At 71.0% G+C, this 22877-nt stretch carries 23 protein-coding genes and 1 riboswitch; of the genes, 7 read left to right on the top strand and 16 right to left on the bottom strand.

The genetic code is table 11. The features are described 5' to 3' along the window. Positions 1–70: 70 nt before the first annotated feature. A complete protein-coding gene (locus tag ACFVYL_RS06210) occupies positions 71–988 on the top strand; it encodes a hypothetical protein (RefSeq protein WP_389713225.1) in 918 nt (305 codons plus the stop codon). A 3-nt stretch (positions 989–991) separates the two neighbouring features. Here ACFVYL_RS06210 and ACFVYL_RS06205 read toward each other — a convergent pair whose 3' ends face one another. Beyond that, positions 992–1744, bottom strand: coding sequence for an MBL fold metallo-hydrolase (locus ACFVYL_RS06205; protein ID WP_389713223.1), 753 nt, complete (start codon positions 1742–1744; stop codon positions 992–994). A gap of 199 nt (positions 1745–1943) precedes the next feature. On the opposite strand from ACFVYL_RS06205, the gene ACFVYL_RS06200 reads away from it, so the two are divergent. Then, a complete protein-coding gene (locus ACFVYL_RS06200) occupies positions 1944–2405 on the top strand; it encodes a type II toxin-antitoxin system PemK/MazF family toxin (protein ID WP_389713222.1) in 462 nt (153 codons plus the stop codon). Positions 2406–2617: 212 nt separating this feature from the next. On the opposite strand, the gene ACFVYL_RS06195 is transcribed toward ACFVYL_RS06200, so the two are convergent. From ACFVYL_RS06195 to clpS, 10 genes are all read right to left on the bottom strand, one after another. Next, positions 2618–3571 carry a PLP-dependent cysteine synthase family protein gene (locus ACFVYL_RS06195; RefSeq protein ID WP_389713220.1) on the bottom strand — a complete coding sequence of 318 codons (954 nt, stop codon included), beginning with the start codon at positions 3569–3571 and terminating at the stop codon, positions 2618–2620. A 12-nt stretch (positions 3572–3583) separates the two neighbouring features. Next, positions 3584–3862, bottom strand: a complete 279-nt coding sequence (locus ACFVYL_RS06190) for a MoaD/ThiS family protein (protein WP_389713219.1) — start codon at positions 3860–3862, stop codon at positions 3584–3586. Positions 3863–3992: 130 nt separating this feature from the next. Beyond that, complete coding sequence (locus tag ACFVYL_RS06185) at positions 3993–4094, bottom strand: putative leader peptide (protein ID WP_389713218.1); 102 nt, start codon at positions 4092–4094, stop codon at positions 3993–3995. Between the two features lie 66 nt (positions 4095–4160). Beyond that, the gene (locus ACFVYL_RS06180; RefSeq protein WP_389713216.1) at positions 4161–4958 is read right to left on the bottom strand and encodes an ABC transporter ATP-binding protein; all 798 of its coding nucleotides are present in this window, start codon (positions 4956–4958) and stop codon (positions 4161–4163) included. 41 nt (positions 4959–4999) lie between these two features. Then, positions 5000–6010, bottom strand: coding sequence for a FecCD family ABC transporter permease (locus ACFVYL_RS06175; RefSeq protein ID WP_389713499.1), 1011 nt, complete (start codon positions 6008–6010; stop codon positions 5000–5002). A 182-nt stretch (positions 6011–6192) separates the two neighbouring features. Beyond that, positions 6193–7194, bottom strand: a complete 1002-nt coding sequence (locus ACFVYL_RS06170; RefSeq protein WP_389713214.1) for an ABC transporter substrate-binding protein — start codon at positions 7192–7194, stop codon at positions 6193–6195. Positions 7195–7237: 43 nt separating this feature from the next. Next, positions 7238–7414: riboswitch (cobalamin riboswitch) on the bottom strand. Further along, positions 7378–7800 (bottom strand): Mov34/MPN/PAD-1 family protein, encoded by a 423-nt coding sequence (locus ACFVYL_RS06165; RefSeq protein WP_389713213.1) that lies wholly within the window; start codon positions 7798–7800, stop codon positions 7378–7380. (Overlaps the previous riboswitch by 37 nt.) 105 nt (positions 7801–7905) lie before the next feature. After that, positions 7906–9387 (bottom strand): amino acid permease, encoded by a 1482-nt coding sequence (locus ACFVYL_RS06160; RefSeq protein ID WP_389713212.1) that lies wholly within the window; start codon positions 9385–9387, stop codon positions 7906–7908. A gap of 371 nt (positions 9388–9758) precedes the next feature. Next, complete coding sequence (locus ACFVYL_RS06155; RefSeq protein ID WP_389713211.1) at positions 9759–10361, bottom strand: DUF2017 domain-containing protein; 603 nt, start codon at positions 10359–10361, stop codon at positions 9759–9761. A 43-nt stretch (positions 10362–10404) separates the two neighbouring features. Beyond that, a complete protein-coding gene (gene clpS / locus ACFVYL_RS06150; protein WP_389713210.1) occupies positions 10405–10719 on the bottom strand; it encodes an ATP-dependent Clp protease adapter ClpS in 315 nt (104 codons plus the stop codon). 91 nt (positions 10720–10810) lie between these two features. Here clpS and ACFVYL_RS06145 point away from each other — a divergent pair, with 91 nt between their 5' ends. Both ACFVYL_RS06145 and ACFVYL_RS06140 read left to right on the top strand, forming a co-directional pair. After that, positions 10811–12139, top strand: coding sequence for a nicotinate phosphoribosyltransferase (locus tag ACFVYL_RS06145; RefSeq protein ID WP_389713208.1), 1329 nt, complete (start codon positions 10811–10813; stop codon positions 12137–12139). 136 nt (positions 12140–12275) lie between these two features. Continuing rightward, a complete protein-coding gene (locus ACFVYL_RS06140; RefSeq protein WP_389713207.1) occupies positions 12276–12860 on the top strand; it encodes an isochorismatase family protein in 585 nt (194 codons plus the stop codon). Positions 12861–13041: 181 nt separating this feature from the next. On the opposite strand, the gene ACFVYL_RS06135 is transcribed toward ACFVYL_RS06140, so the two are convergent. Both ACFVYL_RS06135 and ACFVYL_RS06130 read right to left on the bottom strand, forming a co-directional pair. After that, on the bottom strand, positions 13042–13365 hold the full coding sequence (locus ACFVYL_RS06135; RefSeq protein WP_389713206.1) for a hypothetical protein: 324 nt from the start codon (positions 13363–13365) through the stop codon (positions 13042–13044). Between the two features lie 147 nt (positions 13366–13512). Further along, positions 13513–15924 (bottom strand): immune inhibitor A domain-containing protein, encoded by a 2412-nt coding sequence (locus ACFVYL_RS06130; RefSeq protein WP_389713205.1) that lies wholly within the window; start codon positions 15922–15924, stop codon positions 13513–13515. A gap of 489 nt (positions 15925–16413) precedes the next feature. Here ACFVYL_RS06130 and ACFVYL_RS06125 point away from each other — a divergent pair, with 489 nt between their 5' ends. Then, positions 16414–16707: a hypothetical protein gene (locus ACFVYL_RS06125; RefSeq protein ID WP_389713204.1), complete on the top strand. Its 294-nt coding sequence runs from the start codon at positions 16414–16416 to the stop codon at positions 16705–16707. Positions 16708–16787: 80 nt separating this feature from the next. Here ACFVYL_RS06125 and ACFVYL_RS06120 read toward each other — a convergent pair whose 3' ends face one another. Then, on the bottom strand, positions 16788–17474 hold the full coding sequence (locus ACFVYL_RS06120) for an RDD family protein (protein ID WP_389713202.1): 687 nt from the start codon (positions 17472–17474) through the stop codon (positions 16788–16790). Positions 17475–17563: 89 nt separating this feature from the next. After that, the gene (locus ACFVYL_RS06115; protein WP_389713201.1) at positions 17564–19078 is read right to left on the bottom strand and encodes an RDD family protein; all 1515 of its coding nucleotides are present in this window, start codon (positions 19076–19078) and stop codon (positions 17564–17566) included. Positions 19079–19347: 269 nt separating this feature from the next. Between ACFVYL_RS06115 and ACFVYL_RS06110 the strand changes: the two genes are divergently transcribed. Beyond that, positions 19348–19827 carry an SsgA family sporulation/cell division regulator gene (locus ACFVYL_RS06110; protein ID WP_389713200.1) on the top strand — a complete coding sequence of 160 codons (480 nt, stop codon included), beginning with the start codon at positions 19348–19350 and terminating at the stop codon, positions 19825–19827. A gap of 34 nt (positions 19828–19861) precedes the next feature. Here the strand turns inward: ACFVYL_RS06110 and ACFVYL_RS06105 are convergent, their stop codons facing one another. Continuing rightward, positions 19862–21232 (bottom strand): FAD-binding oxidoreductase, encoded by a 1371-nt coding sequence (locus tag ACFVYL_RS06105; RefSeq protein ID WP_389713199.1) that lies wholly within the window; start codon positions 21230–21232, stop codon positions 19862–19864. A 98-nt stretch (positions 21233–21330) separates the two neighbouring features. Here ACFVYL_RS06105 and ACFVYL_RS06100 point away from each other — a divergent pair, with 98 nt between their 5' ends. After that, positions 21331–22833 carry a tetratricopeptide repeat protein gene (locus ACFVYL_RS06100; RefSeq protein WP_389713197.1) on the top strand — a complete coding sequence of 501 codons (1503 nt, stop codon included), beginning with the start codon at positions 21331–21333 and terminating at the stop codon, positions 22831–22833. Positions 22834–22877 lie beyond the last annotated feature (44 nt).

The raw sequence follows: 22877 nt of genomic DNA, 5'->3' as shown, positions 1-22877 counted from the left end.
TGACATAAGCCCCTCGCCATCGGTACCAACGGCGAGGGGCTTCGTCGTGCCGGCGGCATACGGTCGAGGCATGAGCGACGAGCAGCAGACCCCCCGCATCCTCGACCTCGACCGCGAGCACCTCGCCGCCCTGCGCGGCCGCGCCCTGACCGCCTCCGTGGCCGCCGCCGAGGGCCGCACCATGGTCGCCGAGGTCTTCGCCGACCGCGCCGCCCTGATCCCGGTGCCGGGCATGCCGGGCGTGCACAACGCCGAGCTCGTCGCGGCCTTCGGCGCCGACATCGTCGTACTGAACCTCATCGAGCGCGCCTGGGACGGCGAGCGCCTCGACCTGCCGGGCCTCGGCACGTTCACTTCCATCGCCGACCTCGCCGCGTACATCGGCCGCCCCGTCGGCGTCAACCTGGAGCCCGGCGACGTCCCCGAGATCCGCCGCGCGAAGCCCGAGTACGCCAGGCGGCTGGTCGACATGGGCGCGGCGATGCTCTGTCTGACGGCGAACCCGGGCACGGGCGGCTCGTACGAAGGTCTGGCGCGGGTCACCGAGGAGCTGCGCGCCGGGCTCGGCGACGACGTGGCGCTGTGGAGCGGCAAGATGCACCACGCGGGCCATCCGGAGCGGCTCACGGTGGACCGCCTGACGTCACTGGTGGACGCGGGGGCCGACGGCGTCGTCATGCCCCTGCCCGGCACGCTGCCGGGCGTCACCAAGGAGCTGGCCGCGCGGGCGGTGGCGGCGGTGCAGGACGCGGGGGCGGTGGTGATGGGCGCGATCGGCACGAGCCAGGAGGGCAGTCACGCGAACGTGGTGCCCCAACTCGCCCTGACGGCCAAGGAGGTGGGCGTCGACGCCCACCACTTCGGGGACTCGTTCCTGCCGGGGATGTGCGATCCGGAGGTCATGTACGACTACTCGGTGGCGATCCGCGGCCGCCGCCACACGTGGAACCGGATGGCGCTGGGCGGCCGCGGGCACCGCAGGGCTTGACCCTCAGATCTCGTACGTCGCGCCGGGCGCCGCGAGGCCGGTCGGGCCCGCGTAGACGGCGCGGGCGTCGGCGAGGTTCGCCTGGGGGTCGGTCCACGGCGGGATGTGCGTGAGCAGCAGCCTTCCCGCACCGGCGCGCCGGGCGGACTCGCCCGCCTCGCGGCCGTTCAGGTGCAGGTCAGGGATGTTCTCCTTGCCGTGCGTGAAGGCGGCCTCGCACAGGAAGAAGTCGCTGCCCGCGGCGAGTTCGTCCAGGGCGGCGCAGGGGCCGGTGTCCCCGGAGTACGTGAGGGACTTCCCGGCGTGCTCGACGCGGATGGCGTACGCCTCGACGGGGTGGCACATCTTCTCGGTGCGCACGGCGAACGGCCCGATGTCGAACGAGGCGGGCTTGACCGTGTGGAAGTCGAAGACCTCGCTCATCGAGGAGGCGGAGGGCGTGTCGGCGTACGCGGTGGTCAGACGCTGCTCGGTGCCCTCGGGGCCGAAGACCGGGAGGGGGGCGCAGCGGCCGCCCTCGTGCCGGTAGTAGCGCGCGACGAAGTACGCGCACATGTCGATGCAGTGATCGGCGTGCAGGTGGCTGAGGAAGATCGCGTCGAGGTCGTACAGACCGATGTGGCGCTGCAGCTCGCCGAGGGCGCCGTTGCCCATGTCGAGCAGCAACCGGAAGCCGTCGGCCTCGACGAGGTAGCTCGAGCAGGCCGATTCCGCGGACGGAAACGACCCCGAGCAGCCGACGACGGTGAGCTTCATGAAGCTGGAACCTCCGCGCTGGCAGGAGAGCTGGGGGGTGGTGTGCGGTCCGTCGAGCGTAAGGCGCAAAAGCCCTGGTCGCTCCTCCGTCGCGGGCCGTTGTGGGCGAACTCACCTGCACTGTCACCGGTTCGGGGGGCTCTTGGGGCGCTCGGGGCGCGGCGGGCGGCGGGGCGTGCGCGCCGGTACCGTCGACCCCATGGACACGTCCTGGTGGCTGGCGCTGGCCGCCGTGGTGGTACTCGCACTCGTCGTCACACTGGTGGACGGCTGGGGGCGCGGACCTCGGGTGCCCAGCTCCCGGCCACCGGGCGAGACCCGCCCGCCGCGGGGCCCCCGCCGTCGGCTGCCCGCGCCCCGGCCTGCGGAGATCTGGTGGGCGCGGGTCCCGTACGAGGACGGCCCCGGCGGCAAGGACCGGCCCTGCCTGGTCCTGTCCGTGCACGGCAGGAGCGCCCGCGTCGCCAAGATCACCAGCAAGTACCACGACGAACGGGCGGGCGTGATCACGCTGCCGCCCGGCGCGGTGGGCGACGCCCGGGGCCGCCCGAGCTTTCTGGAGACGGACGAACTGCGGGACGTCCCGCTGGCGGAGTTCCGGCGCCGGGCCGGGGTGGTGGATCCGGTGGTGTGGGATCAGGTGAGGTACTTGGCGGGCTGAGAACCGGAATGCGGCTGCCCGGGTCGGGGGACGTCCCCAACCCGGGCAGCCGGTGTCGTTCTCAGCCCGTCAGGCGCCTACATCCGAAGCTCGTCGGAGCTCACTGAGCCCGTCCGGCGTTTGAGGACGAACTCGGCGGCGCTCGTATGAAGCCCGTCCGGCGTTTGAGGACGAACGCGGCGGAGCCGGTGAAAGACCGAGCCCCGGGGCGGCTAAGCCCACAGCTGACCCTGCAGCGTCTCGATCGCCTCTTCCGTGGTGGCCGCGGTGTAGACCCCCGTCGACAGGTATTTCCACCCGCCGTCGGCGACGACGAAGACGATGTCGGCGGACTCCCCCGCCTTGACCGCCTTCTTGCCGACCCCGATCGCCGCGTGCAGCGCGGCCCCCGTGGAGACGCCCGCGAAGATGCCCTCCTGCTGCAGGAGCTCCCGGGTCCGGGTGACGGCGTCGGCGGAGCCGACGGAGAAGCGGGTGGTCAGGACCGAGGCGTCGTACAGCTCGGGGACGAAGCCCTCGTCGAGGTTGCGCAGGCCGTAGACGAGGTCGTCGTAGCGCGGCTCGGCGGCGACGATCTTGACGTCGGGCTTGTGCTCGCGCAGGTAGCGGCCGGCGCCCATGAGCGTGCCGGTGGTGCCGAGACCGGCCACGAAGTGGGTGATGGACGGGAGGTCGGTGAGGATCTCCGGTCCCGTCGTCGCGTAGTGGGCGCCCGCGTTGTCCGGGTTGCCGTACTGGTAGAGCATCACCCAGTCCGGGTGCTCGGCGGAGAGCTCCTTGGCGACGCGGACGGCGGTGTTGGAGCCGCCGGCCGCCGGGGAGGAGATGATCTCGGCGCCCCACATGGCGAGCAGGTCGCGCCGCTCCTGGGAGGTGTTCTCCGGCATGACGCACACGATGCGGTAGCCCTTGAGCCTGGCCGCCATGGCGAGCGAGATGCCGGTGTTGCCGGAGGTCGGCTCCAGGATCGTGCAGCCGGGCGTCAACCGGCCGTCCTTCTCGGCCCGTTCGACCATGTGGAGGGCCGGCCGGTCCTTGATGGAACCGGTCGGGTTGCGGTCCTCCAGCTTGGCCCAGATGCGGACGTCGTCCGCGGGAGAGAGCCGCGGCAGGCGGACGAGCGGCGTGTTGCCGACCGCGGCGAGCGGGGAGTCGTAGCGAGGCATCCGGGTTCGGGCCTAGACCATGCCGCCGGCGACGGCCGGCAGGATCGTGACGTTGTCGCCGTCGGCGAGCTTCGTGGAGATGCCGTCGAGGAAGCGGACGTCCTCGTCGTTGAGGTACACGTTCACGAAGCGGCGCAGCTTGCCGCCGTCGACGATGCGCTCGGCGATGCCCTGGTGGCGCGAGTCGAGGTCGGCGAAGAGCTCGGCGAGGGTGTCTCCGCTGCCCTGGACGGCCTTCTCGCCGTCGGTGTAGGTGCGGAGGATGGTCGGGATGCGGACCTCGATGGCCATGCTGGGGCTCCTGTCGGGGGTCGAGAAGTGCGGGTGGTGGGCGCGCGGCGGCGCTGCGCTGGCGGGGTGCCCGGTGGTACGTGGGTGTACGGGGCGCGGCGCCGCGGCCCACGGCCTGCGGCGGCACGGTTCAGCGGGTACAGATCGCGCTGGCGAGGCGGCACAGATCGACGTGCAGCCGCGCAACGAGCAGTGCGCCCGGCGTCTTTTCGCTCACGTCGTGGGAAACCATGCGGTCATCGTATCGATTCCCGGTCCGGATCCCGGAATGTGATCTCAACTGCTGGACGGAATCTGTTCAGGATGCGGGCGGAGGCAGATAGACGACGGTCGGGGCGCCGGTCAGCGGATGGATGCCGACCTCGGCGCTCACGCCGTAGACGGCGGCGAGCAGCTCGGCGGTGAGGACCTCCTTCGGCGTCCCGGAGGCGACGAGGCGGCCGCCGTCCAGGACGTAGAGGCGGTCGCAGTAGTACGCGGCGAGGTTCAGGTCGTGCAGGGCCAGGAGGTTCGTCGTGCCCAGGCCCCGTACGAAGGAGAGGATGTCGAGCTGGTAGCGGATGTCCAGGTGGTTGGTGGGCTCGTCGAGGACGACGAGGGTGGGCTGCTGCACGAGGGCGCGGGCCACCAGGGCACGCTGGCGCTCGCCGCCGGAGAGCGAGGGGAAGGTGCGGTGGGCCAGCTCCTCGACGCCGACCCGGGCGAGCGCCGCCGTGACGAGTTCCTCGTCGGCCGCCGTGTCCGCCTCCCAGAACCGCTTGTGCGGGGAGCGGCCCATGGCGACCACCTGCCGGACGGTCAGCTCGAACGCCGCCTGCCCGTCCTGCGGGACCGTGGCGAGGCGGCGGGCGCGCGCCTTCGGGGTGAGCGCGTGCAGGTCGTCGCCGTCGAGGAGGGCGCGGCCGCCGGTGGGGCGCAGGGTGCCGTACACGCAGCGCAGCAGGGTCGTCTTGCCGCTGCCGTTGGGGCCGACGACGCCGACGGTCTCGCCGGGGGCGGCGGTGAGGTCGACGGCGTCGAGGAGGAGGCGCCCGGCCACCTCGTACGAGAGTGTTTCGGTGCGCAGTGCACCGGCGGGCCGGGGCGGGTGGGTCATAGGCCGTTGGGTCATAGGCGGTCGGGTCATAGGCGGTCGGGTCATACCTGTACTCCTTCGTTGCGCCGCCGCAGCAGCCACAGGAAGAACGGGCCGCCGGTGAGCGCGGTGAGCACGCCCACCGGGATGTCCTGCGGCGCGGCGACGGTGCGCGCGGCGAGGTCGGCGACGACCAGGAAGACCGCGCCCATCAGCGCGACGACCGGCAGCAGCGCGCGGTGGGCGGCGCCGACCAGCATGCGGGCGGCGTGCGGCACCATCAGGCCGACGAAGCCGATGGCCCCGCTGTAGGCGACGAGGACGCCGGTGAGGAGCGAGGCGAGCACGAAGACGCCGACGCGGAAGCGGGCGGCGTCCAGGCCGAGGACGGTGGCGCCCTCCTCACCGGCGAGGAGCAGGTCGAGGGGGCGGGCCATGGCCACCAGGAGGGCCGTGCCGACGATCAGCGTGGCGCAGGGCAGGGCGAGCATGTCCCAGCGGGCGCTGCCGAGGCCGCCGAGCGTCCAGTACAGGACGTCCTTGAGGTGGTCCGCGCTGTCGGCGGTGACCAGGATGAGGCTGGTCAGCGCGGACAGGACGTACGAGACGGCGACGCCCGCGAGGATCAGGCGGCCGGTGGCGAAGCCGCCGCCGCCGCTTCTGGCCAGGGCGTAGACGAGGACCAGCGAGATCAGGGCGCCCGCGAAGGAGGCGGCCGGGATCGTGACGGTGGTCGACAGGGCGGCGCCGAGCCCGAAGACGCTGCCGAGCACGATGGCGCAGACCGCGCCGACGGAGGCGCCCGAGGAGACGCCGAGCAGGAACGGGTCGGCGAGGGGGTTGCGGACGAGGGCCTGGAGGACGGTGCCGATGACGGCGAGGCCCGCCCCGACGGTGGCTCCGAGGATGACCCTGGGGAGTCTTACGTCGAGGACGATGGTGCGGAAGGGGGAGGGTTCCGCTCTTCCCGTGAGGATCTCTATGACCTGGCTCGGGGGGATGCGGACGGAGCCGAGGGCCAGCCCGGCGAGTACCGATCCCGCCAGGGCGGCTGTGAGTACCGTCAGGACGATTAGGCGCCGTCCCCCCGCGTCCCGTCTGTCGCCCTGCGGGCTCGTCCTCAAACGCCGGACGGGCTGAAAGATCCGCCCCACGGGCTGGATAAGCCACCGGGCGGGGTGAAAGATCCGCCCCACGGGTTGAATGAGCCACCCGACGGGCTGAAAGATCCGCCGCCGCACCGGCTGAACAGGCCTCACAGCTGCGCCGCCAGCTTCCTCACCGCCTCCGGTGCTCGTACGCCGGTGACCACGTCCGACAGGGGCAGGACCGCGAAGCTCTTGTTCCTGATGGCCGGGACGTCCTGGAGGGCCGGGTCGTCGAGGAGGCGCTTCTTCTTCTGGGCGACGGACGTGGCGCCGTAGTCGAGGATCAGGATGGTCTGGGGCCCGCGCTCGACGACCTTCTCCCAGGACGCGTCGCTGAAGGACTTGTTCACGTCGGCGAAGACGTTGTGGCCGCCCGCCCGTTCGATGATGTCGTTGCCGATGCCCCGGCCGCCCGCCGTGAACGCGGACTTGTCGCCGTTGTCGTAGACGAAGACGGAGCGGGCCTTCTTGCCCTGGGACTTGCCCTGGGGCTTGCCCTGGGACTTGGACTTGGCGGCGGTGGCGGCCAGTTCGCGGCGGGCGTCGCCGATCCACCGGTCGGCGCGGGCCCGCACCCCGAACGTGGCGCCGACCTCGCGGACCTCGCGGTAGACGTCGTCCATGGAGACGGGGTGCCCGGCGCAGCCCTCGACGTTGAGGCGGCTGTGGATGCCGGACTTGGCGAGGGCCGAGCGGCTGCGGCCGTCGCCGGCGAGGAAGGCGCTCGCGTAGCCGCCGTACACGTAGTCGGGGTCGGCGGAGAGCAGCTTCTCGTAGGAGGGGTACTCCTTGGCGAGCACCGGGATCGACTTGTACGCCTTCTCGTACTCGGGCAGGACCTTGTCATCGAGGTAGGCGGTGCCCACGAGCCTGTCGCCGAGGCCGAGTTCGAGCATCACCTCGGTGGCGTGCTGGTTCATGGTGACGGCGCGCTTCGGGGGTGCGTCGTACGTGGTCCGCACGCCGCAGTTGGTGACGGTGTACGGGAATCCGGCGGCCTTGGCGGCGGGCCCGGTGGCACCGCCCGAGTCGGACGAGGAGCACGCGGCGAGCGGGACGAGCAGGGCGGCCGCGGCGAGCGCGCGTATGCCGGTGTGGCGGCGGGACATGGCTGAGCTGCCTCCTCCAGGGGATTTCCGCGTCCCCTGCGTTGCGTGGAGAAAGGCGGCAGGTCAGTTCCTGACTCCCCCGCCCCCGGCCGGTGCTTGCCGGGGGGACGGGGTCACAGTGGCGGGACCGTGCCGGGTTCGCACCGGCTTCCTGGCTCCTGCCGCCTCAATGGGTGGTCGGGGTCAGTATGCCTCGACGACCTGCACCTCTTCCTCGGTGACCACGCCGTCCACGATCCGGTAGGAGCGGAACTGGAAGGGGCCCGCGTCGTCGGTGTCCGCCGTGGAGACCAGGACGTAGTGCGCGCCGGGCTCGTTGGCGTAGGTGATGTCGGTGCGCGAGGGGTAGGCCTCGGTCGCGGTGTGCGAGTGGTAGACGATCACCGGCTCCTCGTCGCGGTCGTCCATGTCGCGGTAGAGCTTGAGGAGGTCGCCCGAGTCGAACTCGTAGAACGTGGGCGAGCGGGCCGCGTTCAGCATCGGGATGAAGCGCTCGGGGCGGCCGGTGCCCGCCGGGCCCGCGACCACACCGCAGGCCTCGTCGGGGTGGTCCTGGCGCGCGTGCGCGACGATCTGGTCGTGGAGGGCCTGGGTGAGGGTCAGCATGGGAGTCAGGATAAGCAGAGGGCCCGCACCGTACCGAAGTGTGGTACGGGCGGGCCCGAATGCTGGACAGGGGCCTTGGAGAGCCTCAGTCCTTCCGGATGAGGGTCAGTCCTTCGCGACGGAGTCGGAGACGCCGACCTTCTGCCGATTGAAGGCCGCAGCCTGCGGGTTGCGGCTCTTGAGGACCAGGTAGGAGACCGTGAGGATCGCGATCCAGACCGGAGCGGCGTAGAGCGAGACGCGGTTGTCCTTGTCGATGCCCATCATCACGATGACCATGCCGATGAAGAGCAGCGCGAACCAGCTGGTGTACGGGGCTCCCGGCGCCCGGAAGGTGGACTGCGGCAGCTCGCCGCGGTCGGCCTTGCGGCGGTAGCGGATCTGGCAGGCCAGGATCATGATCCAGGCCCACATGCCGGAGATGGTGGCGAAGGAGACGACGTAGGTGAACGCCTTGCCGGGCCACTGGTAGTTGATCCAGACGCCGACCAGCATGCACGCGGCGGAGGCGGTGGTACCGACCAACGGCAGGCCGTTCTTCGTGAGCTTGGTGAAGAACTTCGGGCCCTGGCCGTTGAGCGCCAGGTCGCGCAGCATGCGGCCGGTGGAGTACATGCCGGAGTTGCAGGAGGAGAGCGCGGCGGTGAGGACCACGAAGTTCACGATCGCGGCGCCGATGCCGAGGCCCATCTTCTCGAAGGCCGCGACGAAGGGCGACACGTCGGGCTTGAACGTCGTCCACGGCACGACGGACAGGATCATGATCAGCGCGCCGACGTAGAAGACGGCGATGCGCCACGGCACGGTGTTGATCGCCTTGGGCAGGACGGTCTTGGGGTCCTTGGACTCGCCCGCGGTGACGCCGACGAGCTCGACGGCGAGGAAGGCGAACATCACGATCTGCAGGGTCATCAGCGTGGAGCCGATGCCGTTGGGGAAGAACCCGCCCTCGTCCCACAGGTGGGTCATGGACGCGGTGTCACCGGCGTCGGAGAAGCCGATGGTGAGGATGCCGACGCAGATCAGGATCATGCCGATGATGGCGGTGACCTTGACCATCGAGAACCAGAACTCCAGCTCGCCGAAGAGCTTCACGGAGATGAGGTTCGCGCCGTACAGGATGACCGTGAAGACCAGCGCGTAGGCCCATTGTGGGAATGAGTCGTGTGTCCAGTACTGCATGTACTGGGCGGCCGCGGTCACTTCGGTGATGCCGGTGACGACCCAGAAGAGCCAGTACGTCCAGCCGGTCACGAATCCGAAGAACGGGCCCATGAACTCGCGTGCGTACTCCGAGAAGGAGCCGGACACGGGCCGGTACATGAGGAGCTCGCCGAGCGCCCGCATGATGAAGAAGATGACGAGGCCCGCGATGGCGTACGCCAGGATGAGGCTGGGGCCGGCCTTGTGGATGGCCTTGCCCGCGCCGAGGAACAGGCCGGTGCCGATGGCACCGCCGATCGCGATCATCTGGATCTGCCGGGCCCCGAGCCCGCGCTGATACCCCTCGCCCTCGCCGGACGAGCCCTGCACGACCCCACTGCCGCCGTGCTCGTCGTGATGCTCTTCGACCTGCACTGAGGTCATGGTGACGCCTTTCTCCATGCTGATCCGCGCCCGCTCATCTGCGTTTGGCTGCGGATCAGGTCCTGATCCCCCCGGATATGGATGGAGTGCTACCGGCGGTCTGCCGGCTGGAGCGCCCTCGGCGACATGGGTGGCGTCACCGAGCGGTCGTGAAGATTTATCACGGTGGCAACAGTGAGGGAATGAGCCACCTGTGGCGCACACCACAGGAAGAAGCGGACAAAGCGCCCTTGATACCGCAAAGAGGGGCAACGCCTTGACGCGATCGTTATCCGGATTTGAGCATCCGCTGAGCGAACGGCCCGCCCGGTGAACAGAACCTGTCTACTACAACAAATTTCGCTGCCTTCTGCACCGGTTTTCGCCCGGAATCAGTCCAGCAACGTCCCGACCAGCGTTTCCTGCAGTCCGCCCAGCCAGAGGTAGGCCATCACCATCGGCTTGCGGGGGTCGGTGTCGGGGAGGCGGTAGAGCAGATCGGCGTCCTCCTCGTCGGTGACCTCCAGGCGCGTGCCGATCGCGAGCCGGAGGTCGTTGAGGGCTCCCAGCCAGTGCTGGGACTCCTCGACCGACAGTTTCAGGACAGCTCCGCCGTCGCCCGACGCGATCATCGTGTCCAGCGAACGGATCACGACCAGCGCGTCGTCACGCTTCTTGGCCCGCAGGTCGTTCTCGGTGAACCGGCGGAACTCCGCCGAATACGCCCGCGTCTCGTCGGGGTCGCCCGGCCCCTGCTCACTCCCCGGACCGCCGTACGCGTCGGGCAGCAGGCGCTTCATCACCGGATCGGCGGGCGGCTCGCTGGGCCCCTCGGCGAAGAGCTCCGCGAGGGGGTCGTCGGAGACCTCGCCGCCCGGCCCCGGGCCGATCAGCTCGAGGAGCTGCACGGCAAGGGAACGGATGATCGAGATCTCGACGTCGTCGAGCGCGACGGCGGCGCCGCCTCCCGGGATCGGTTCGAATTGTCCTGGCATCAGATGCGTCGCTGCTTCCGGTCCGTACGCTGCGGGCGGGCCGCTACTTGCGGTCCTGCTGAAGGGTGGCCCAGAGGCCGTAGCCGTGCATGGCCTGCACGTCGCGCTCCATCTCCTCACGGGTGCCGCTGGAGACGACGGCGCGCCCCTTCTGGTGCACGTCCATCATCAACTTGGTGGCCTTGTCCTTCGAGTACCCGAAGTACGTCTGGAAGACATACGTCACGTAACTCATCAGATTGACCGGGTCGTTGTGCACGAGCGTGATCCAGGGGACGTCCGGCTCGGGGACGACGAGTGCCTCTTCGTCCGAATCCGGGCGGGTGATTTCTGCGGGAGCCGTACTCACCCCGCCCATGCTGCCACCCCGCGGAGCGCCTCGCACAAACGGCCTGCCGCGCGCCTCGTGAAATCGTCAGAGTGACGAGATAGGGGGTAGCATCCTTCGTATGAACACAGCGGACCTTGGCCTGCCGGTGGACGTTCCCTCGACAGCGCTCTTCACGGACCAGTACGAGCTGACGATGTTGCAGGCCGCGCTGAAGGCGGGGACCGGCGACCGGCGTTCGGTCTTCGAGGTCTTCACCCGCAGACTCCCCGAGGGCCGGCGCTACGGCGTGGTGGCCGGCACCGGCCGGGTCCTGGACGCCGTGGAGAACTTCCGCTTCGACGCCGACGTCCTCGGCTTCCTGCGCGAGCGCGGCATCGTCGACGAGGCGACCCTCGAATGGCTGGCCGGATACCGCTTCAGCGGCGACATCTGGGGCTACCCCGAGGGCGAGGTCTACTTCCCCGGCTCGCCGATCCTGCGGGTCGAGGGCTCCTTCGCCGAGTGCGTGCTCCTGGAGACCGTGATCCTCTCCATCCTCAACCACGACTCGGCCATCGCGGCCGCCGCCTCCCGGATGTCCTCCGCCGCAGGCGACCGCCCGCTGATCGAGATGGGCGCCCGCCGCACCCACGAGCTGGCCGCCGTGGCCGCGTCCCGCGCCGCGTACGTCGGCGGCTTCGCGACCACCTCCGACCTGGCCGCGGGCTTCCGCTACGACATCCCGACCGTCGGCACCAGCGCCCACGCCTTCACCCTGCTGCACGACAACGAACGCGACGCCTTCCAGGCCCAGGTCGACTCGCTCGGCCCCGGCACCACGCTGCTCGTCGACACGTACGACGTGACCGAGGCGGTCCGCACCGCCGTCGAGGTCGCCGGGCCCGAGCTCGGCGCCGTCCGCATCGACTCCGGCGACCTGCTGCTCGTCGCCCACCGGGTGCGTCAGCAACTGGACGAGCTCGGCGCGACCAAGACGAAGATCGTCGTCACCTCCGACCTCGACGAGTACGCCATCGCCTCGCTCGCCGCGGCGCCCGTGGACGCGTACGGCGTGGGCACCCAGCTCGTCACCGGCTCGGGGCACCCCACCTGCTCGATGGTCTACAAACTGGTGGCCCGCGCCCACTCGGCGGACCCGAAGGCCCCGCTGGAGCCGGTGGCGAAGAAGTCGCTCGGCGCCAAGTCCTCGCTCGGCGGCCGCAAGTGGGCGGCGCGCAGGAACGACGCGTACGGGGTGGCCGAGGCCGAGGTCGTCGGCACCGGGCCGGTGCCGACGGCGCTGGCCGACCGCCAGCTCCTGGTCGAGCTGGTCAAGGGCGGCGAGGTGGTGGCCCGCGAGCCGCTGGACACCGTCCGCGACCGGCACGCCGCCGCGCGCGGCGGGCTGCCCCTCTCCGCGACGCAGCTGTCGCGCGGCGAGGCGGTCATCCCGACGGAGTACGTCTGACATCCGGCGAGGGAGCGGGGCGCGCACCGGGCCGCCGGGCACATGCCCCCTCCCGCAACGGACGTCAAGTCTCTACGCTCGGTTCATCCGGCCGAGTCCCCGCTGCCCCCGCCTGCCGAGCCGAAGGACACCCCTCATGCGCCGCGCACTGATCGTCGTAGACGTGCAGAACGACTTCTGCGAAGGCGGCAGCCTCGCGGTGGCCGGCGGCGCGGATGTGGCCGCCGGCATCACCGAGCTGATCGGCCAGGCCCCGGCGGGCTACCGCCACGTGGTGGCCACCCGCGATCACCACATCGACCCCGGCGCCCACTTCGGCGACCACCCCGACTACGTGGACTCCTGGCCGCCGCACTGCGTGGCCGGCACGGAGGGCGTCGGCTTCCACCCGAACTTCGCGCCCGCGGTCGCCTCCGGCGCGATCGACGCGGTGTTCTCGAAGGGGGCCTACACAGCGGCGTACAGCGGCTTCGAGGGCGTCGACGAGAACGGGCTCTCCTTGGCGCAGTGGCTGCGGGAGCGGGAGATCACCGCGGTCGACGTGGTGGGCATCGCCACGGACCACTGCGTGCGGGCCACCGCGCTGGATGCGGTGCGTGAGGGATTCCGGACCACTGTCCTGCTGGATCTCACCGCGGGGGTCGGCGGGGCGACCACGGAGGCGGCGATCGCCGAGCTGGACTCGGCCGGGGTGGAGCTTTCCGGCAAGCCGGTCGTGTAGCGCCATGGCCCCTGGACGGGCCCTTCGCCGGTATCTCTACGGGTGCGGCCCGGTGGGGGCTGGTCGCGCAGTTCCCCGCGCCCCTGGGGTGGCCCTCATCGCCGCCCGACCGGAGGCGCCGCCCAGGGGCGCGGGGAACTGCGCGACCAGCCACGACGGGCCCGCAGACGCAGTAGAGCCGTCAGAACGGCACCGCGCCGCGGCCCTGTCTCCGCAGCGCCCTGATCGGATGCCACAGCTCGTTCAGCGTGTCCGGCGCCGCACGCCATATGAGGCCGTCCGGATGGTGGAGCACCGCCGTCACCTCGTCGGGAGTCGGTGGCTCCGCGTTACCGCGCAGGTACACCGCCCGCATGCCGAGATTCCGCAGCCGCGTCAGCGCCCTCGCCCGGTTCACGGCGTGCACGATCATCCTGACCGTGCCGCCGCCCGGCGACGGGCTCGGCAGGGTCAGCGCCACCACCACGCTGCCGTTCGGCAGCTTGCAGAAACCTCCTGCGGACATGCTGGGTCACACCCCCGTGAGACGTCGCACGAGACCCCGGTCCGGGCCCCGCGTCAATAAGAAATCCACAGCACGCACCTAAACACGATCGGCCGCCGCCCGCTAGAGGGCGACGGCCGATCATGGCTTGACCTGCGAAAACGCTAATTACTTCGTGGAGGGGCCCACCTGGACCGTGATCGAGGAGCCATCCTTCGGCTGCTTGATGATCTTGATCCGAGTGTTGGTGTCAGTGACCTTCACACTTCCGGTGGGGTTCTCCTTGTACCAGTAGGTGCCCTTGTGGTCGTCGAAGACCGGGACGCCCTTTTGAGACTTGATCTTCAGCGCGACGTCCGCGTTGTGGAGCGTGAACGCGTCCGTCGCGTACGTGCTGAAGGGCGCGTCGAACGGCTGGATCTTGTTGCGCAGAACCGTGCCGTCCTTCCACTTCAGCGGCTTGGCGTGGGCGTCGACCGGAAGGATCAGACCCGAGCCGGGGTGGGCGCTGGTGTTGTTGTCCTTCTGCGAGGTGTCCCACTGCCAGACCATCAGGCCGGTCTGGTACGGGTAGTGCTCGACCCAGCCGGGGCGGACCTTGGAACCGAAGTTGTACGGGCCGACCTCAAGGGTCTTGTCGTACGAGACGTACTGACGGTTCTCGGCGAGGTAGTACTGGTCGTACTTCTTGGTGAAGGACTCGCCGATGCGCGAGAAGCCCTTCGCCGTCCAGCCGTTGTCGTCGCCCTCGGCGCCGTCCTCGAACAGCTTGGCGCCGTCCGCGGTGACCGCGAGCGCGTCGGCCGCGAAGCCCTTGCCGCCCGCACCGCCGTCCGTGGCGTAGCGGAAGCGGAGGTCGATCTTCTTGCCCGCGTAGGCGTCGAGCGGGAAGACCAGCTTCTTGTACGTGGCCGAGGAACCGGTCAACGCGGGCTTGTCGCCGGCGTCACGGGTGATCGGCTTGCCGTCCGCGGTGCCGTCCACCGGCGTCCAGTTGGCGCCGTTGTCCGTCGAGACCTCGGTGTAGAGATAGTCGTAGTTGGCCTCGATGTCCCACCAACCCTGCAGCGAGAGCTCGGCCTTGGACTTGCCGGTCAGGTCGACGGAGCGCGTCAGGGTGTTCTTGAGGTTGTCACCCTGGTCGCTCCACCACTGCTTGGCGCCCTCGGCGGGCTTGGCGACGTTGGTGGTGACGGCCTTCTTCGGCAGGTCGACGACGAGCGCCTGGCGGTGGCGGGTGTTGTACTCCGAGACGCCCAGCTTGTGCTCGGACGTCGTCGCGGCCCTGGCCTTGGCGTAGTCGAGCCAGCCCAGCTGGAACTTGTCCCAGGCGGTCATGTCGCCCGGCATGTCGCCGATGGCTTCCTTGCCGGTGCCGAGCCAGGATCCCGCCGACATCAGCGACCAGAAGCCGACGGAGTTGTCGCCCTTGCCCGAGGTGTCGTACAGGTCGGGCAGGCCCAGGTCGTGGCCGTACTCGTGGGCGAAGACGCCGAGGCCGCCGTTCTCCGGCTGCATCGTGTAGTCGCCGACCCAGATGCCCGTGTCGCCGATCTGGGTGCCGCCGGCCTTGTTGTCGCCCGGGCCGGTCTTGCCCGCGTCGTTGCCGTACGCGTACCAGCGGTGCGCCCACAGGGCGTTCTCGCCCTGGGCGCCGCCGCCGGCCGACTCGTCCTCGCCCGCGTGCACGAGCTGGAAGTGGTCGATGTAGCCGTCGGGCTCGTTGAAGTCGCCGTCGCCGTCGAAGTCGTAGCGGTCCCAGAGGTCGTACTTGGCCAGGTCCGCCTTGATCTGCGCGTCCGTGCGGCCCTTGGCCTTCTGGTCCTTGGCCCAGGCGCTCACGCCGTCCTTGACCGCGTCCCAGACGTTCGGGCAGTTGGTGTCGCCGCAGTAGTTCGAGCCGTAGCGGGCCTCGTTGTAGTCGACCTTGACCCAGTCGGAGACCTCGCCGTCGACCGAGTAACGGCCCGATGAGGTCTTCTCGTAGTAGGTCTTCAGCGAGTGCTTGGCCTTGCCCTTGGCGTCCTTGCCCTTGCCGAAGTACAGGTCCTGGAAGTGCTTCTTGTTGTAGTCCTTCTGCCAGGCCGTGCTGTTGTCCTTGGCACGGTCCGGCTTGGCTATCTTGTTGTGCGCCGGGCCGGCCTTGCCGCCGTACTTCTTGACCGGCTGCTCCGGGCCCTCGGGGCCGTCCGGGTCGTACATGGTCGTGTCGTCGACCTTGTTCCCGAACTCCACCAGGATCGTGAAGATCTTGTCGGTCTTCTCCCGGCCGAGCTCGACGTACTTCTTGTCGTCGAGCTTGACGACCTGGGAGCCGCCCTTCTTCTGGACCTTGGCGTCGCCGGCGACGACCTGCTGCAGGGCGGCCTTGCGCTGCTGGGCCTGCTGCTTGCTGAACGGGCCGTCCAGGTCGTGGTCGACCTGTGCCTTGGGCCGCGACGGGTCCTGCCGGTCGATGGCCGGCGCCCCGCCCGAGGCGCCGTCCTCGGCCGAAGCCGCCGTGGCCGAGTACGTCGCGGCGGCCGCGGCCACCGCCACGGCCACCGCGGTGGCTCTGAACGTCCGTGTTCTGACTGTCACTTGATGCTGTCCTCCCCCGCGTCCGCGCGAATAAGGCGGACCGAGATCCCGGTCGGAGGAGGTCCGCGCGCGATGTACGCGTCACAAGTGACGACATTCGACCGGAAGTACGGGAGAAAAGACAGACCTTGACTTGGACAGGCCAAGTGCACTATGCAGACGCCGGGCACCGCTATCCGGACACGGAGCACCCCGTCACGGATCAGCCCCACGGGTGCGCCGCACCGTCCACCTGATGGACGTCATGAACCCGTGCGCCCCCTGTGCTCCGGCACCGTGGGTTAGGTCACGCTTACCAGCCGTTCCCGTCGGGCATGGTGCCGAATAGAGTCAATCGACGGTGCGTCACCGCGCGAGGCGATACATCCCAAGTCGCCGCCGTCGGGCCCCCTTTGATTCGCAAAGTCCTTCCCACATCCGCATCCGCCCCCATGGTTCACAAGACGTGGGGGGATCACGCCGAGGACGGATCACGTCATGCCTCGTCCCATGCCACGTCCGACCACCGCACAGATCACCTACGGTTCGGTGACCGTCGTCTTCTCGACCCTCGCGATGCTGCTGCTCTCCCAGACCGGTACGGGAGTCGGCATCGCGGTGATAGCCCTGGCCGCGCTCGGCCTCGGTTTACTGGTCGCCATGACGGTGCCGTTGCCCAAACAGCCCGCGGCGCCCGTCGCCCGCTCCGTGCCCGTGGCCGCCCCGGCGGCGGAACGCTCCGAGCGCGTCCCCGCGCAGCGCCCGGTGCTCGCCGACTCGGTACGCGAACCGGCGGGCCCGTGAGTCACGAGCCCGCCGGATGAGGGTGCCGCCGCCGCAACCGGGCGCCACCTGCCCCGGGTGACCGGGGAGTTCCGTACGCTTCAGACGCTGACCACCACCGTTTTGGCGGCCTTGTCGTGCAGGCCCTGTTTGTAGGGCTTGTCGAAGAAGCTCCAGCCGCCGCAGATGGCCGTCCAGATACAGGCGCAGCAGAACGCGAACGGCAGCCACAGGACGGCCGCGCGGGCGAGCGCGGTCTGCATGCCCGGCGTGGCACCGTCGTTGAGGTTCGCCACCCGCATCCCCAGCCACTTCTTGCCGAGCGTCTGCCCGGTCCTTGAGATCATGAAGGTGTCGTACGCGATGTAGAGCACGGCGGCCAGCAGGGACTGGCCGAACGACTTGCCCGTGTTCACGTTGTCCGGGTCGATGTCGTACTCCGCGGTGCCGAACGCCCACGACAGCAGCCAGACGACGATGCCCACCAGAATCATGTCGATGATGCGGGCGAGCACCCGCTTGCCGCTGTCGGCGAGCGGGGGCATTCCGGCGAGGGGATCCTGCCCGTTGTGGCCACCGGGTCCACCGCCGTACAGGTCGCCGCCGTAGGGCGGCGGCGGGGCGCCGTAGGGCGAGCCGCCACCGGGCGGCGGAGTTCCGTAGGGCGCGCCACCGCCCGGGGGCGGCGGGTCGTAGGGGGAACCGCCGCTCTCCGGGGGCTGGTGCGGCGGCTGTTTCCTGAACGGGTCGTCGTCCGGCGGCGGGTATTGCGGCGGTTCGGTGCTCATGGCCCGAGTCGACCGCGACGGCCCCCGCTCCGCATCCGGCGAGCGGCCGACCGGGTTACCCGGCCGCCGCCCCGCTCAAAGACGGGCTCTCACCCCGCGACGAAGGTGTTCGCCGCCTTGTCGTGCCAGCACTGGCGCCACGGCCGGTCGAAGACGCACCACAGCACGCCCACGACCCCGATCACCAGCAGGCCCGGCACGCTGTACACCAGCCAGCGCCGCAGCGCCGCCCCGAAGGCCGGGCTCTCGTGCTCCTCGATGTCGCGCACCTGGATGCCGCACACCTTCTTGCCGAGGGTGCGGCCCCATTTGGCGGTGGGCAGCGCCTCGTAGACGACGCCGAAGAGCAGCAGGACGGCGAGGACGATGCCGAGGTAGCCGGCGGTGGTGCCGTCGAGCAGCCAGACCGTGGTCTTCTCGCCGGAGAGCTTCGCCGCGTCGATCTTGCTGTCGACGTGATCGGCGGCCTTGGTGCCCAGGGGCAGCGCGACGGCGCCGGTGACGGCGGCGAGGACGACGGTGTCGATCAGGCGGGCGGCCAGTCGCCTGCCGAGTCCGGCGGGGCGGGCTGCGGCCTGGGTCCGGGCGAGCGCGGCGAACGGGTCCTCCGCGACCGGCTTCCACGGCAGGACGGGCTCTCCCTCGCCCTGCTGCGGGGCGCCCGGCGCGGGCTGCGCGAGCTGGTGCACCTGCTGGGCCCAGGAGGGCGAGCCGCCGCCGGGGCCGGAGGTGACGGGTCCGGGGACGCCGCCCTGCTGCGGCACGGAGGGCTGCGGCTGAGCTTGAGCCTGGGGCTCGGGCTGCGGCTGGGGCTGGGCTTGAGCCTGCGGCTGGGGCTGCTGCGGTACGGCGGGCTGGTCGGCGGCCGCGGTCCGGCCGCCCCGCTGCGCGGACTTGGGGCGGATCGCGCGGATCGACATGGTGCCGTCGGTGCCGGGCGACACGGCGGGCCGCACCGGCCCCGTCGGCCGGCGGAACGTCACCGTGCCCTCCCCCGCGGTCGGCTTGGACGCGCCCGGCTCGACGGCGCGGATGGTGACCGTGCCGGGGTTGCTCTCGTCGTGCGGCGGCTCGGGCGTGCGGGGGGTGTCGGACGCCTTCGGGGCCTCGGAGCCCTTCTCCGGCCGGACGCTTCCCGGGCTCTCGGGGCCGCCGGGGGCCTTCGCGGGGGGCGCCGCCTCGCTGGGCACGCGTGGGTCGGACTGACCCGGGTGGCCCCAGGACACCTTGTGCTCCTGCTCGCCGCCGAGACCGGCCTGCCGTCCCGCGTCGGCTCCCCACGCGGACGCGGGCTCGGGCCGCGCGCCGTGCTGCCCGGCCTGGTCGGTGTGGCCGGTGGGGCCGGTCGGGTCCGCCTGACCGGCCTGCGGCTCCTCGTCGAAGAAGTGCGGGCCCGTCTCCTCCACGGCGGGCGGCGTCGCACCCGCGTCGGCGCCCGCGCCGGGCGGGGCCGGCAGCGGCTCGCCGTCGGACGGGGCGGGGCGGCTCGTACCGGGCACCCAGGCGGCACCGTTCCAGTACCGGACATATCCGGGAATGGACGGGTCGGGGTAATAGCCTTCGCGCGGCCGTTCGTCGCCTGGGGCCGGAGTTGGGGCGCTCATGTCCGTCGTCCCGTATCTGCTCGGGGGTCTTCTGGGGGCTACACATCTATCAGACCTCCGTGTGCCACCGGGCGGCTCCCGCCCTACGGACCACTTTCCGGGCACGGTCCCCACACATCCCCCGCGCTGTCCACGCCCCCGTGCGCACACCCCGGCGACGCCGTCCGGAGAAAAGTTCTCCGAACCCGCGTAATGCTCCGGGGATCCCGCGCTCTCCACTCGTACGGGTCCGCTCCCAGGGCCCCTACAGGGATTGGAAGGGCATCGACATGCACTCCGTGGTGGAACGCGAACTGGAGCTCAAACTCGTCCTCTCGCCGGAACGGGCCATCCCCGTCCCGGCCCGCCTCGCCTACCGCACCGACGACCCCTACGCCGTCCACATCACCTTCCACATCGGCTCCGAGCACCCGGTGAACTGGACGTTCGCCCGCGAGCTCCTGGTGGAGGGGGTGTTCAGGCCGTGCGGCCACGGCGACGTGCGGGTCTGGCCGACGAAGGTCGAGGGCCGCAGCGTCGTCCTGATGGCGCTGAGCTCGCCGGACGGCGACGCCCTCCTGGAGGCGCCGGCCACCGCCGTGTCCGCGTGGCTGGAGCGGACGCTGAGGGTGGTCCCGCCGGGTTCTGAGGCCGAGCAGCTCGGTATCGACGACGGCCTCGCCGAGCTGCTCGCACCCGCATCGGGCCGCTCCGACGAGCTGTGGCTGCGCGACCCGTGGCCCTCGGACGAGTCAAAGGACGGTGAGTGAGCCCCGCCGCCACGGGGGCGAACGCGGAGCGTGATCAGAACAGCTTGCCCGGGTTGAGGAGTGCGTGCGGGTCGAAGGCCGCCTTGATGGCCCGCTGCATCTCCACGCCCACGGGGCCGAGCTCGCGCGCCAGCCACTCCTTCTTCAGGATCCCGACGCCGTGCTCGCCGGTGATGGTGCCGCCGAGTTCGAGACCCAGCGCCATGATCTCGTCGAAGGACTCGCGGGCGCGCCTGCTCTCGTCGGGGTCCGCCGCGTCGAAGCAGACGGTGGGATGCGTGTTGCCGTCGCCCGCGTGCGCGCAGACCCCGATGGTCAGGCCGTACTTCTCGGCGATGCGCTCGACGCCGTCGAGCATGTCCGCGAGGCGCGAGCGCGGCACGCACACGTCGTCGATCATCGTGCTGCCCTTGACGGCTTCGAGCGCGCTGAGGGACAACCGCCGCGCCTGGAGCAGGAGTTCCGACTCGGCGGCATCCTCGGCCGGAACGACCTGGCTGGCCCCGGCGGCCTCGCAGAGCGCGCCGACGGCGGCCAGGTCGGAGACGGGGTCGGCGGTGTCGAAGGCGGCGAGCAGCAGCGCCTCGGTCGTCTCCGGCAGGCCCATGTGGGCCAGGTCGTTGACGGCCTTCACCGTCGTACGGTCCATCAGTTCGAGGAGCGACGGGACGTGGCCGCCCTCCATGATCGTGCAGACGGCGTCGCACGCGGCCTGCGTCGAGGGGAACTCGGCGGCGAGCACCAGCTGTCGGGGCGGCTCGGGCTTGAGCGCGAGGACGGCGCGGACGACGATGCCGAGGCTGCCCTCGGAGCCGACGAAGAGCCGGGTGAGGTCGTACCCCGCGACGCCCTTGGCAGTGCGCCGTCCGGTGCTCATGAGCCGCCCGTCGGCGAGGACGACGTCGAGGCCGAGGACGTACTCGGCGGTCACCCCGTACTTCACGCAGCACAGGCCCCCGGCGGCCGTGCCGATGTTCCCGCCGATGGTGCACATCTCCCAACTTGAGGGATCCGGCGGGTAGTACAGGCCGTGTTCGCCGACGGCGCGGGAGAGCGTGGCGTTGACGACGCCCGGTTCGACGACCGCGATGCGGTCGACGGGGCTGATCTCCAGGATGCGGTCCATCTTGACGAGGGACAGGACGACGCAGCCCTCGCTCGCGTTCGCGGCCCCGGACAGGCCGGTGCGGGCGCCCTGCGGGACCACCGGGACGCGCAGTTCGGTGGCGGTGCGCATGACGTGCTGGACCTGCTCGACGGTGCGCGGCAGGACCACCACGGCCGGTGCGCCCGCGTCGCAGAAGCTCGCCATGTCGTGCGCGTACGCGGAGGTGACGTCCGGGTCGGCGAGGACCGCCTCGGCCGGCAGTCCCTCCTGGAGGAGTTCGATCAGGGTGCGGCTCATGATCACAGCCTTGCACCCGGGGCCATCGGTGTGAACCCGTGTGCGGCGCCGTTCCACATGCCGGGATGTGCTCTTCGTATTGACGCACAGTGAACGTCATGAAGCCTTCGGTGAAGCGTGTGCTCATCGCCTCCGTCGCGGGGAGCGTGGTGCTCGGCGGCGTGCTCGTGCTGCTGCCCCCGGACAGGGAGGAGGCGGCGCCGCCCGCCCTTGGGCCCGCCGGGCGGGCGATGGCGGCCGTCGGGGCGGGGGTGCCCGCCGCGCTGCCGGATCTGGCGGCGCTCATCGGCGAACGCGAGGCGCATCTGCGGGCACACCCCGGTGACGACCACTCCTGGGCGGTGCTTGGCTCGGCGTACGTGGCGCGGGGTGTGCGCACGTCCGACGTCGCGAACTTCCCGAAGGCCGAGACGGCACTGAACACGTCGCTCCGCACGAAGCCCGAGCGGAACCCGGAGGCCCTGACGGGGCTCGCCGCGCTCGCGAATGCGCGGCACGACTTCCGCGCCGCCAAGAAGTGGGGTGAGCTCGCCGCGAGGCAGGCGCCGAAGCGGTGGACCTCGTACCCCGCGCTGATCGACGCGTACACCGGGCTCGGTGATGCGAAGGGTGTCGGCAAGGCCCTTGAAGCCCTGCGGGAGTTGGGGTCGGGCTCCGCCGTGCGGGCCCGGACCGGACAGGTCTACCGCAACCGCGGCTGGCGCGAGGACGCGAACGCCGCGCTTGCCGACGCGGCGGCGCTCGCCGAGGCCCCGGCGGAGAAGGCGGCCTGCCTGCACCGGGTCGCGGAGCTCGCGTGGGAGCGGGGCGAACCGGCCCAGGCGCTGCGCTACGACGACGCGGCGCTCGCCGCCGACGCCGACCACCACCCCGCGATGGCGGGCCGGGGCCGCGCCCTGGCCGCGCTGGGCCGCTACGCGGAGGCGATGCAGGCCTACCGCTCGGCGATCGCCAGGCAGCCGCTGCCCGAGTACGACCTCGAACTGGGCGAGCTGTACGCGGCGTTGAAGCTGAAGCCGGCGGCGCGGGCGCAGTACGAGGCGCTGCGGGTGCACGTGAAGCAGGAGGAGGCGGGCGGCGTCAACAACGAGCGGATCCTGGGCCTCTTCGAAGCGGACCACGGCGACGCGGACGCGGCGGTGAAGCGGCTCACCGCGGAGTACAAGCGGCACGGCAGTCCGGAGGCGGCGGACGCGCTGGGCTGGGCGCTGCACCGGTCCGGGGAGAGCGAGAAGGGCCTGAAGCTGGTCACGAAGGCGATGGACAAGGGGCCGCGCAGCGCGCTGTTCGCCTTCCACCGGGGGCGGATCGAGCGGGAGTTGGGCTGGGAGGGCGCGGCCCGGCGCCACCTGGGCGAGGCGCTGCGGATCAATCCGTTCTTCTCGCCGTTGGGTGTGCGTGTGGCGAAGGCGGCGCTGGAGGAGCTGGGGGAGCCGGCGGAGGGTGGGCCGGAGGAGGTGTATGCGCCGGAACCGGTCGCGCCGGTCGCGCCTGTCGCGCCTGTCGCGCGGGGCGCGGGTGGGCGGGGGCCGGGGGTGTCCGCGCCTCGGCAGGTGCGGCGGGGGCAGGCGCAGCGGCGGGCGGTGTCAGGGGGCGAGTGAGGTGGAGTGGGGTGGGGTGCTGGGGTGATTCGGGTGCGGGTTCG

It is taken from the genome of Streptomyces sp. NPDC058308, from assembly GCF_042880275.1.
GTDB lineage: Bacteria > Actinomycetota > Actinomycetes > Streptomycetales > Streptomycetaceae > Streptomyces.
Note: the sequence above shows the minus strand (reverse complement) of the source record. Positions and strands in the feature narration are given on the sequence as shown.